The following is an 11,389-nucleotide window of genomic DNA, read 5'->3' as shown; positions in this document are numbered from 1 at the left end:
GCTTACCTATGCCAGCCCCAAATATTTTTGCTCTTTAAGAAGGTGGGTGTGGGAAGAAAATGGCGTATTTGCCATATTGTATGAAACTTGTGACACTGTCCGGTGTTCAAGATGAAGGAGTTGACGTCTTGGTAAAAGCTTCAACTCATCAAAAAGAATAAAAATGGCGTAGGAGGACGAAATGGCAGGCCTTCTCCATTTTTTCCAGCATCATGCTTGGAAAAATTACGTGGAAACAGAGTCCGATTTAGTGTCGGGCTGGGAAGACATTGATCCTCCGGTCTCCCGCCGAGGGAAAAGAGACAGTACTTTGAAAGCGGCGTCTTCTCCTCTCTTTGAGACAGCCCGCCTAACCATGGCGCGCAATCTGAAAGAGAGCTGACAAGAGCAGGGTAGCGTAAGGTTGTCCGCGCGCTTATGCTGATGGCATGACACATCAGGCCGCTGAAATGCTTCCCCGCTGCAAGTGGGCACAGACAAACTCCCTCTTATGTACCTATCATGATGAAGAATGGGGTGCGCCTGTTACAGAGAGCCGGGCGTTGTGGGAAATGCTCATGCTTGAAGGCTTTCAGGCAGGGCTTTCATGGCTGACGGTTCTCCGTCGACGTGAGGGCTTCCGTCAGGCTTTTGCGGGCTTCGACCCTGAACGCGTGGCAAATTTCGATCAGAGAGATGTAGAACGTCTCATGGCTGACCCCGGTATTATCCGTGCCCGTTCCAAAATTGAAGCGACTATTGGGAATGCGCGCTCGTATCTAGCTATGCAGGCGCGTGGAGAAGACTTTGCCATCTTTACGTGGGGAATGGTGCCCAATGCTCCACTCCGTAATACTACCGGCCAAGTTTTAACCCAGTCCCCTCACTCGCAGGCGCTTTCAAAGGCCTTGAAAGACCGTGGGTTCAAGTTTGTTGGTCCGGTTATTGTGTATGCTTGGATGCAGGCTGTGGGCATGGTCGATGACCATGACCCAACCTGTTTCCGCTATAAAAAATGTGAAGAGGGTTAATTAAACAGGGTTAACATCCTTTGCCCAAGGCATGGATACAAAACCGGGTAATGCTTCAATTCTTTTCAACCACTCCTGAATATGAAGGTAGTTTTCTAAAGAAATGCCGCCTTCTGGTGCGCGCGCTGTATAGGCATAACAGGCCAGATCAGCCAGCGTAGGGTGGGGAGTGGCAAGAAACTCCTGCTGGCCCAGATGCGTATTCATGAAGGTAAAAAGAGCATGGCTTTGCTCTTTGGCGTTCGCGGGTTCATTTTCCTTATGAAAGAGACAGACCATCCGAGCCGCTGCTGGTCCCTGACGGAGTTCTCCTGCTGCTATGGAAAGCCATCGTTGCACATGCGCGGCTGGAACAGGGTCTTGTGGCAGCAGGCTGGAGCCGGGAGCGTAGCGTTTAACCAGATAAACCATAATAGCGTTACTATCTGACAGGATTATACCGTTATCTTTTAGAATAGGAATCTGTCCAAGGGGGTTCATGCCTAACAGTTCAGATGAAGGACCACTTACAGCTTCAAATTGATAATCCAGTTTCAGGATAGATAAAAGCAGGCGGACCCGGTGCACATGGCCTGAAAGCAGTGTGCCGTATAAAATAATCATTCAGATTGATCTCCCTCAGTTTCTTATAATCTTTTCAGTATTTTTCGTTTTTGACGAGTGACTCTTCCAAAACGGCACTCCGTACCTTTCTGCATCAAGTATCAGCCGGACTTTTGCGGCCTTTGAATATAGACTGGAAGCCCTCTGCGTGAGTGTGCCACCTAGGCGGGTAGCGCCTATGAATTTTGGAATCAGGTTTGCCAAACAGGCCAGAATGGTGATGCTGGAATAACGGGCGTTCTTTCTTATCAGATGATAAATGAACTGCGGGTAGGAAATCTGTTTCAGGCTCTAGAAAAAGAGATACTTCTTCATATCCTGTGCAACTCGTGACGTCCGGTCTGTTGTATCCACCTTCTGTCTAACTGTCTGAATGAGGGCTTTTGTAAAGCGCGTGGTGTGCTTTGATAAACGTTTTTCAAATGATGGACGTAGAAGAATAGTTGGCTGGTGGGCGGCCATCATGCTGGCGGGTTTGTCTGGATAGAACCTGTAGCAAAGGCGAGGCTGGATGCCGCAATCAGGGACGCATAATAAGCATCTGATTTGCCGAGTTGAGCATCAAGCAGCCCTGTTTGCGCCATGGTGGCTTGCGTGATGGAGCCAACACCGTTGCGGTAGGCCGCAAAGGCGGCATCAAACGCAGTTTGGGATGCGGTTAGTAGTTTAGTGGCTGCTGTGTAGGCGCTTAGACTGGCATGTACGCTGTTTTCAGCCACAATGATTTGTTTGACTGATTGATCAACAGTTTTACGTAAAAGGGTTTGCGCGCTGTCAGCCTGATTTTTTACCTGTCGCAGAACAGCCGCCCGCATGCCTCCATCAAAAACCGGAACGGTAATGCCGCCCAGAATAAGGCTACTGAAATTGTTGGTGGAGAGGTTGAGAGTGGGAGAAGAATCAGACCCTACACCCGGTACGGAGGAGAGCGCCAATTGTCCCGTACTATAAGCCACATTTCCTGATACAAAAACCTTTGGCAGAAACTCCGCCTTTGCTGCCGCTATTCGGCTTTGGGAGGCTTTGGCCGAGGCATAGGCGGCGAGAACATCCGGTCTTTGGGCCACAGCCTGACGCACCATGTCGTCTGTCAGCCGGGCATCCGCCATTGTCAGGGCGCGGTTGGAGACATTCGTGGTTTGTAAACGGGTGTTGGGGGAAATACCCATAGCTGTCATCAGATCAAGGTAGGTGTTTTCCGCTGCGTTCTGAGCCTGCACCAGCCGGAGTTCTGCCTGCGCCGTCATTTGGCGGGCCTGGGTAACATCCACAATGGTGCCTTGTCCTTGCTTCAGGCGCATTTCAGCGGCGGCCTGTACCGAGTGGGCATTGGTTACGGCCTGCTGCACGAGCACTACACGGGCGGCTGCCGCAGCGTGGGTGTAAAACGCCAGTGTGACGTCATAAATCACCTTCTGGTGTGCGGCGGTAAAGAGAATGTTGTTGGCAAGCTGGGCTTGTTTTGCCGCATTGATAATGGCTTCCCGCTTCCCGAAATCGAACAGTAGCCATTCCATACTGAGGGTCTGGACTTCACCAGAACCGGAATTCCGATTTCTAACTCCATCTGTCAAACCTTCGGCCTGATTAATAAGGTCGTTTGCACCTTCTCCAATTTGTCCAGCGTTGCTCAGGCTGGGGTTGCCTCCATTGTTATGCTGGTGCGTGTAACCGCCCACAACGGTTGCACTTAAATGCGGGAGATAGGCTGTGCGGGTAATGCCAACGGCTAGGGCTGCGTCACGGGCAGTATTCCATGCAATCCGGGTTGTGGGGTTGCTGGACTGTGCAATGTCAATCAGTTCAGCCAGAGAATAGGGATGAGTGCTGTTGATCTCTGCATCTGGTGCGCGCGGACCAAGTGCCTGATTGGCGGGTAATGTGAAATCTGCGGGTATTTTCAGCCCATGGCCGGTCTGGCTTTTTCCTGGCAGAATTTCGCCTTTTTCTGAAACATTGGGCTGCCATGGTGTATCTGCCCGCTCTGGTGCGGTTTCAAGAGCCTGTGTTGCACAACTGCTCAGCAGAAGGAGGGCGAGAGGGTGCCAAAGAGTGGAACAGGGGCGGGAAAAACGCATCATTTTGGAAGTCCCTGCTCAAGCTGTGTGATCTGATGAGCGGTCTCGGAGGAAAGGGCTGGGATCAAAACGTCTTCTGCCAGAAGGGCAGCCTGCTGAGTGGCGGTGTGGTAAGTGGCCAGAAGCGGCATATCCGCGCGCATGTGTGGTGGTTCCATGCTGGCAAATTCAATGGTCCGCTCGGTCGTACCAAGCGCGGTCTGAACTGCTGCGGCATGGACAAGCTGCTGCGTCCGGGTTGGGGCAATGGCAAGCGCATCAAGAGCGTGAAAAACGTTTCTCAGCGTATCCCGGATTTTATCATAGGCGCTGGTAGGCCAGATGCTGGTAAAAACGGCATAGGTGATGAAATTTCCAAGAAGAATACCAATAATACGGTCACGGGCAGTGGTCATGTCCGTGGTGGGGCCGTAACCTTTCAGGTCAGAGAGGAAAAAGGCCAGCCCTATTTGTAGGCCCGCATAGGCAATCCGTTCATCGCCTGTTTTGATCCAGCAGGCCACAAGCGCGCCTGCTGCCATCATGGCCAGAAATGCTGCACTATTTTGCAAATGGGGCATCAGGATAATCAGAGAGCCAATCCCCATGGCCCCCCCTACCAGTGCGCCTGCAATACGAAGTGTCAATTTGGAAATCATTTCTCCCATTGTGGGGAGAGCTACAATAAAACAGGTGATGACGCAGGTATGGATACCCGGCCATGCTAGAACCTTGAACAAAAAATAGCTGAGCATGACAGCCGCAGTGCCTTTAACGGCAAAGCGCACATGTTCCGGGTTGGTGAAGGCATCGGGAAAAAAGAAGCCGGCTGGACCACTCTCGTCTTTTTCAGCTTCTTTCTGTTGATTTTTTGGAGCCGGGGTTGTGAACGTGGAAAGCAGAAGCGCAAGTTCTTGCAACGCAGGGGATGTGCCTGGAGCAGAGGGCGTGCTGATATCCGTAGGGTAATCGCCCTTCTCAAAAATTGCCGCCATTTCAAAGAGTGTCTGAATCAGAGAGGAGGCGGAATGTGGTATGGAGTGGTCTCGGGTTGCTGCGTGCGCCAGTGCCAGTGCCAGTGCCAGTGTTGCCACACTGCTGTAAATGGCCTGATGCAGACATTCCAGATCATGATCGCGCCAGAGTTTTTCCAGCTTAGCCATTTTAAGGGATTTCAGCATGTCGCCTGCACCTTCGCGCAACATGGCGGTGGCCTGTTCCTGAACAAGAGCATCTGGTTGCTGAAGCAGGCGTGCACTCAGGCGTAGGCGTGCTGCAATGGCATGAGTGAGAACGGTTTTGGGAGAGGGGCAGATCAATCCGCCCACCACAACCATGACACCGCCTGGAATGAGAATGAACAGATCAGCATATAGTAGGGCGCGGGTGGCGAGTTCTCCAACCGGCGCCTGATCTATGGCGATCAGCGCATACACAACAATCAGCGCCAGCATATAGGCAACCGGTTTCAGCTTGCTGGCCGAGCCAAGGAAAAAGAAACCAAGTGAGAGCAGAGCGGTGGCGGCAACCAGACTCAAAGGATGATCAAGTGTGAGATGTACCAGCCCGAACATCAGTAAAATAACCACTGCAAACAGAAGATTGACGCCAACGCCAGCCAGCACATTGGTCATGCGGTCTTTCTGCCAGAGCGCCATGGTGACAAATGCCGGGAGTGCTGTTTCGGGAACCTGCCAGATTTCACAAATCAGAATGACAAGAGTGCAGGCGCACGTCATGCGTAGGCTGTAGCCCAGTCGGCCGGGTGCAGGATCACACACCAGCCGCCAGAACCGGGCCAGTGTCAGGTGCAGGGTATCAGGGACAGGCAGCGCCATGGCGGATCTCGACTGTGGCCGTGGCTCCCAGACGGAGCAGGCGGGGGTCTGCCGCTTCCAGCTTGATTCTGACCGGGAAACGCTGCGCCACATGCACCCAGTCCATCTGGCGCGGCACCAGCGGCAGAGTGGCGCCAATGCCTGTGGAATCGGCGGAGAGTACACCCCAGCCAATGCTTTCCACATGCCCACGCAGGGCTGTGTGTTTATCAATCATGGAATACACCGTGGCGCAGGCGCCCGGTTGCACGGCCTTGAGCGCAATCTCCCGGATGTTGGCTGTAACGTACCAGGCATCGTTAGCGATCAGTGTGAAGAGCACCTGAGAGGGAGCAAGGATTTCTCCAGCCTTGACCCGCAGGCTGGTTACGTACCCATCTGTGGGGGCAATGACAGTTGTTTGCCGCAGGGCGTAGCGGGCCTGATCAAGTGCGGCTTGTGCTGCCTGCTGTGCGGCAATGGAGCTTTTCAGATCTCCAATGGCAATCTGCGCAGCCTGTTCCTGCTGCTGGCTCTGGGAGAGCGAAACCGTGGCGTTGTTCAGGGCAACACGTGCCTGATCATACTCCTGCCAGGGAATATAGGATTTTCCGGCAAGCGGTTTGAGGCGCTCTACCGTGCGGGCTGCGAGGTCATGGTTAGTCTGGGCTCGTTCCGTCTGACTTTTGGCAACGGCAGCGTTGGCTGTTTTTACGGCAACCAGTCGCTGCTGGTTTTCCACCTCGGCCGAGGTCAACGCCAGATTGGCTTCAGCCTGACGCACGGCCAACTCATAGGGTTCAGGGTCCAGCCGGTAGAGTACGTCTCCCTTTTTCACAGCCTGATTGACCCGGACCCGCAAATCAACCAGTCGCCCGCCGACAGTGGAGGCCATATGTACCAGTTCAGCGTCTAATTCTGCACTATCGGAGGAGGGATAGGCGCTATCCTGCCGGGAAACATACACCCCAAGCGCAATGGCACCAACAACACAGATGCCCGCGATAACAACACCCACAGGCCGGGTGGAAGACAGGGGGACTTTTTTCATAGGATTACGGCCCAAACCCTACCAGCCAGACCAGTAGCGCGGCGATGATACCGAGTGAGACATATGTAAAAAGACGCAGGCTCAAAATAGAATCGATCCCGCTGACAAGAAACAGCACGCGCAACCCCACGGCTACGGCCACGCCAATTATGCCGCAGAGCATCCAGTCTGGAAAATATGCGCCGAAAATGGAAAAGGATGGCGCCCCTTGCGCGGTACAGCCGCTTAGCAAAGGCGTGGCAAAGAAGCCAATATGGCGGCGGGCAGACGGGCGCAACATCTGGTCAAATTGGGCTGAATGAGTCTGGCCTGTCAACATGGCGTGTGGTGCCGTGTCTGGGCGAGGCCAATCAGTGGCGGTAACAGGCCTGCGCAAGGTGACAATCCGGTGGCTTGCGTGGACCAGCATGTGCCGCGTGGCTATGATGCAAAGCGTGTTATGCAAAACGGCAAAGGTGCGGCATAGGCCGCTTTTGCCTTGTATCGGGAGAGAATGAAGAACAATGGCGCGGTCTGTAGCCCTGTATGGCATCAAAACCTGTGACACCATGCGCAAGGCCCGTGCATGGCTGGATGAGCACGGCATTGCCTATGCCTTCCATGACTACAAAAGTCAGGGAATTGATGCGGAGCATCTAAAAAAATGGATTCAGCAGGTTGGATGGGAAAAGCTGCTTAACAAGGCCGGAACTACGTTCAGAAAACTGCCGGAAGCAGACAAGGCCAATTTGACGGAAGCGCGGGCGGTGGCTCTGATGGTAGCTCAGCCCTCTATGATCAAGCGCCCGGTGCTTGAGGCAGAGGGAGCATTGGAAGTGGGTTTTAAGCCAGACGTGTATGAGCGTTTTTTCGCAAAATCCTGAAAGGTAAACTGCCGGAGAGAGGTAGCCTCCACAGGTGTGGAGGCTACGGCAGCAGGATTATTCCTGATCAGGAGCAGCAGCAGAGTTAAGCTGAATGTAGCGCTCAATGCCAATCTGCTTGATGAGGTCAAACTGACGATCCAGGAAGTCTTCGTGTTCTTCTTCGTTTTCAAGGATCTTCAGCAGAAGATCACGGGAGACGAAGTCACGCACGCTTTCACAATAGGCAATGCCTTCCCGCAGGTCGGCCATGGCCTTTTCTTCCAGCTTCAGATCGCATTCCAGAATTTCTTTCACGTCCTGACCGATCAGGATGGTGTTCAGGCGCTGTACGTTGGGCAGACCACCCAGATACAGAATGCGTTCGATCAGCGAGTCAGCGTGACGCATTTCCTCAATGGATTCTTCGTATTCCTTTTTGCCCAGCAGGGTCACGCCCCAGTGGCGCAGCGTGCGGGCATGAAGGAAGTACTGGTTGATGGCCGTCAGCTCGTTTGTAAGCTGCGTGTTCAGGTGTTCAATAACTTTTGGGTCTTTAACCATGATATGTCTCTTTGCTGGTGTGGGAGGAAATACAGTTTGCTGTCTAGCTGAGTGTAAAACGCGATGCAAATAAAAAACAATGATATATCAACATTTTATGGGAATTAATTCTTACTATCAACATCGCATTTCAGCCATTTTTCGAGTGATTATTAACTGCGGAGGGAATGGTTTTTGCAACGCGTTTGCGTCTGATCACGTAAGCACTTGATCGTCTTGAGCTTTATGGAGCGAAAGCCTACAAAAACGCATGGCCTCTGCCGGATGCTATGCGGGGGAAACCCGTTTTTTCATTGTCGGACCAAAATATCATGATGCTGCATATTCCCGAGGTTCTTACCCCTGAAGAACTGGCGCACTGCCGCTCAGTTCTTGAAAAGGCGGACTGGCAGGACGGGAAGGCAACCGCCGGGCAGCAGTCGGCCAAAGCCAAATACAATCTGCAACTACCGCTGAACCACCCGCAGCACCGTGAACTGGCAGAACTGATTCTGCGCGCTCTTGGCCGGAATCGCATCTTCAACAGTGCCGTGGTGCCGTTTCGCGTTGTACCGCCCCTCTTCAACCGGTACGATCCTGGCATGGGCTTCGGCGCGCATGTAGATAACGCTGTACGGCCAATTCCGGATTCCGGTGGCATGCGGGTGCGGACAGATGTGTCCGCCACGCTTTTCCTGAGCCATCCGGAGGAATATGACGGCGGGGAACTCTGTATTTATGATGAAGCCGGGATGCAGGAAATCAAGCTGCCTGCGGGCGATATGATCGTTTACGATACAACGGTGCTGCATAGCGTGGCCCCGGTAACACGCGGTAGCCGCTGGGCCTCATTTTTCTGGACGCAGTCCATGGTGCGGGATGAAAGCCGCCGCCGGGTGCTGTACGATCTGGATCGTGCCATCATGGATCTGCGTACCCGTCTGTCCGATCATGACCCCGCAGTGCTGCAACTGGTCAATTGTTATCATAACCTGATGCGCCAGTGGTGTGATCTCTGATCTGACATGATGCCTCACGAGTGGTTAGGTATTTTTCCGTCCTGCTGGACTCGTGTGGAGCCTTCAAACCGACTTTTTCAACGTCAAAAGCCTCTCGCCAGCTCTTAGCTGCACAGAGTTTTCAAACGAAATCTGTCAGGGCAATTTTGCGAGATCATCGTCACGTTGGGGGAGTGAGTTCAGGCGCTCCTGCAGGGCTGCATATAATTGGGGCGCTTTGTCTGGCCCCAGTTTGGTCAGGGAGCGATTCATGGCCAAAAGAATATCGGAGGTAGCGTTCGGGAGCGCCTGCGCCCACCATTGAAGAGCCTCTTGGGTTTTGCCAGCTTCCGCCAAGGCGGTAGCGTAATTGTGCTGGCCCCGATAATCCCCTCCTTCTGCCGAACGTTTATACCATGCCAGCGCGGCCTGTCGGTCCTGTGGAATTTCCCACCCTTCTTCAAGGAAGCGGGCCAGAATGTTCATGGATTTGGCATGGCCGTTCTGGGCTGCCGTCTGAAAGAGAAGGAGGGCCTGTTTCAGATTCTGGGGCATGCCCATGCCTCGCATGGTCAGAATACCCAGATTATACCGGCCCCATTCATCTCCCAATGCGGCGGCGGCTTCATAATGCTGGGCCGCTTTTTGCAGGTTTTTTTCACATCCCCAGCCAAAATGCGCGCAGCGGCCCAGCATGTTGTGGGCGGGCCCATACCCGGCATTGGCGGCAATGGTGAACCATATTAAAGCCTGGTCCGGGTCTCTGGGCACATAAATGCTGTTCAGTAAGGTCTTGCCCCAGAGCACCTGCTCCAGATGATGCCCCCGGATGGCTTTCTGCCGAATGGCTTCAATGGCGTCCGGTAACGGCGGGTGCGCGATGGTGCGCGCTTTTTCACGCTTTCCAAACAGCTTTCCAACCACGTTTTTCGCCACCATCTCACCCTGAAGTCTTATAGGCTGTTTTTGAGAAGGATTATTATTAGCGAATGGCAGTGCCGGGAGCAATCATGCGTGGGCGGGCATCTGCCCCGCGTGGCATGTCAGCGCCAGTGAGTGGAGGGCGTTCAGCCCCAACGGCCAGTAATCTACGCCCGAATTATTCCCGATATGGCCTGTATAACCGGCATCCAGCAGGGATGCGCCCCATTTGCCAGCCAATTGATGTGCGCGGGTGGGGGTTAACCATGGGTCATTCTGGCTGAAAATCACCGTGCTTGGAAATGGCAGCCGTTTGTCTGGCAAAGGTAGGAAAGAGGCAAGGCGTGCGGCATCTGGGCCACCACTTTGTTCACCGTCTGCGGGGGCAACCAGAAGAGCCCCTGCTACTGGAGATGCCGGGTGCTTCAGCCCGTGATGCGCACTCAGGATGGCACCCAGGCTATGGGCAATCAGCAGCACGGGCCGGCGGCTGGCCTGAAGTGTCTGTTCCAGTTTGGCCTGCCACTCAGACAGGGTGGGGTGAGACCAGTTTTTCTGCTCTATCCGTTTTATGGAAAGCCCATGTCCACGGAACACATCCTCCCAGATAGATTGCCAATGATCTTCATCAGACCCAAACAGCCCCGGCACCACCAGCATGTCGAACGGGGAGAGCGCGCGGACCAATGCAGGGGAAAGCCGTGGGGTTGTTGCCAGAAAATCTGCCGCGTGGGGATGAACAGCAGAATGACGCAGAGATGTTGGCATCAGACAAAACTCCTCTTCCCTATGGTCAGGCCCCGGCTTGGGCTTGGAACGCCATAAGGCACTATCAAGTGTGGTGATACATTATAAAAAACAAAAATATAAGTTAAAAAATGCGATGAGATGGGATTCTGTCAGAGTCTTGATCTGTGAGGCTACAGGCGCGTGAAGGGTTTGCAAAAGGGAATATCATATATCTTATTGTAAAATAATAATAAAATAATTATACAACCATTCTGATTGGCGTGAAAATTAAACACGAAATGGAATCGTTTTAAAATATTGACACTGCCTAAAGAACCGATCATTGTTGCGTTGTTCCGGCATGCGGTCGGACGCTGATGAAAGGAGAGCTTTCATGGTGGATATCAAAATGGGCGCAGGCCGATGTTGCCGCTTCCGAATGTGGTGTTGTGGCGCATCTGAGCATGCGCTCTAAAAGTTGCCGGTAGTGAGACTGCCGGCGGATACGGCTTTTACAAGCCTTGTGTTCGAGGGTAAGTCATTATGTTGGATTCAAAAGTTATTGAAATAGATGGCGTTTTTCTGGGAACAGCCATTCAGGTCAAAGGGCATGGCGGACGGCGTTTCTACGCTGCGCATGAAAGTGTGCGAGTCTTGCATAACGCCGTAAAGCCTGACCTTGCCGTTATGGCGCGGGTTGTGGCCAGCCAGTTCCGTAAAAGCCGCGTTGAACGCCTGGCTGCCTGATAAACAGGTATTTCAGGCGGGTTTATCCGTTCTTTGTAGGGTAATTGAAGATTGGAGAAGAGAAACTGCGG

Annotated in this window: 12 protein-coding genes; 4 read left to right on the top strand and 8 right to left on the bottom strand. The window is 53.2% G+C overall.

Annotated elements, in window-relative coordinates; all coding sequences use genetic code 11:
• The first annotated feature begins 428 nt into the window (after positions 1-428).
• Positions 429-1,010 carry a DNA-3-methyladenine glycosylase I gene (locus tag AD944_RS10165; RefSeq protein ID WP_045542118.1) on the top strand — a complete coding sequence of 194 codons (582 nt, stop codon included), beginning with the start codon at positions 429-431 and terminating at the stop codon, positions 1,008-1,010.
• Here AD944_RS10165 and AD944_RS10160 read toward each other — a convergent pair whose 3' ends face one another.
• From AD944_RS10160 to AD944_RS10140, 5 genes are all read right to left on the bottom strand, one after another.
• Entirely contained in the window at positions 1,011-1,613 is a 603-nt protein-coding gene (locus AD944_RS10160) for a glutathione S-transferase family protein (RefSeq protein ID WP_045542117.1), read from the bottom strand. It abuts the gene before it with no gap.
• Positions 1,614-2,074: 461 nt separating this feature from the next.
• Positions 2,075-3,694, bottom strand: coding sequence for a TolC family protein (locus AD944_RS10155; RefSeq protein ID WP_045542116.1), 1,620 nt, complete (start codon positions 3,692-3,694; stop codon positions 2,075-2,077).
• Complete coding sequence (locus AD944_RS10150) at positions 3,691-5,508, bottom strand: FUSC family protein (RefSeq protein ID WP_045542115.1); 1,818 nt, start codon at positions 5,506-5,508, stop codon at positions 3,691-3,693. Before AD944_RS10150 ends, AD944_RS10155 begins: the two co-directional genes overlap by 4 nt.
• Entirely contained in the window at positions 5,489-6,538 is a 1,050-nt protein-coding gene (gene mdtN, locus AD944_RS10145) for a multidrug transporter subunit MdtN (protein ID WP_045542114.1), read from the bottom strand. Before mdtN ends, AD944_RS10150 begins: the two co-directional genes overlap by 20 nt.
• 4 nt (positions 6,539-6,542) lie before the next feature.
• Positions 6,543-6,947, bottom strand: a complete 405-nt coding sequence (locus AD944_RS10140) for a YtcA family lipoprotein (RefSeq protein ID WP_231551526.1) — start codon at positions 6,945-6,947, stop codon at positions 6,543-6,545.
• A gap of 94 nt (positions 6,948-7,041) precedes the next feature.
• Here AD944_RS10140 and AD944_RS10135 point away from each other — a divergent pair, with 94 nt between their 5' ends.
• Positions 7,042-7,401 carry an ArsC family reductase gene (locus AD944_RS10135; protein WP_045542112.1) on the top strand — a complete coding sequence of 120 codons (360 nt, stop codon included), beginning with the start codon at positions 7,042-7,044 and terminating at the stop codon, positions 7,399-7,401.
• Positions 7,402-7,458: 57 nt separating this feature from the next.
• Here AD944_RS10135 and bfr read toward each other — a convergent pair whose 3' ends face one another.
• Positions 7,459-7,947: a bacterioferritin gene (gene bfr, locus AD944_RS10130; RefSeq protein WP_061474842.1), complete on the bottom strand. Its 489-nt coding sequence runs from the start codon at positions 7,945-7,947 to the stop codon at positions 7,459-7,461.
• Between the two features lie 308 nt (positions 7,948-8,255).
• On the opposite strand from bfr, the gene AD944_RS10125 reads away from it, so the two are divergent.
• Positions 8,256-8,942, top strand: coding sequence for a Fe2+-dependent dioxygenase (locus AD944_RS10125; protein ID WP_045542124.1), 687 nt, complete (start codon positions 8,256-8,258; stop codon positions 8,940-8,942).
• A gap of 135 nt (positions 8,943-9,077) precedes the next feature.
• Here AD944_RS10125 and AD944_RS10120 read toward each other — a convergent pair whose 3' ends face one another.
• Positions 9,078-9,860: a tetratricopeptide repeat protein gene (locus AD944_RS10120; protein ID WP_082741194.1), complete on the bottom strand. Its 783-nt coding sequence runs from the start codon at positions 9,858-9,860 to the stop codon at positions 9,078-9,080.
• 69 nt (positions 9,861-9,929) lie between these two features.
• Positions 9,930-10,610, bottom strand: coding sequence for an RBBP9/YdeN family alpha/beta hydrolase (locus AD944_RS10115; RefSeq protein WP_082741193.1), 681 nt, complete (start codon positions 10,608-10,610; stop codon positions 9,930-9,932).
• Positions 10,611-11,114: 504 nt separating this feature from the next.
• On the opposite strand from AD944_RS10115, the gene AD944_RS10110 reads away from it, so the two are divergent.
• Positions 11,115-11,318, top strand: coding sequence for a hypothetical protein (locus tag AD944_RS10110; RefSeq protein ID WP_045542111.1), 204 nt, complete (start codon positions 11,115-11,117; stop codon positions 11,316-11,318).
• Positions 11,319-11,389: the final 71 nt, after the last annotated feature.

The sequence above is a fragment of the Acetobacter tropicalis genome (assembly GCF_001580915.1).
In the GTDB taxonomy this organism is placed as follows: Bacteria; Pseudomonadota; Alphaproteobacteria; order Acetobacterales; family Acetobacteraceae; genus Acetobacter; species Acetobacter tropicalis.
Note: the sequence above shows the minus strand (reverse complement) of the source record. Positions and strands in the feature narration are given on the sequence as shown.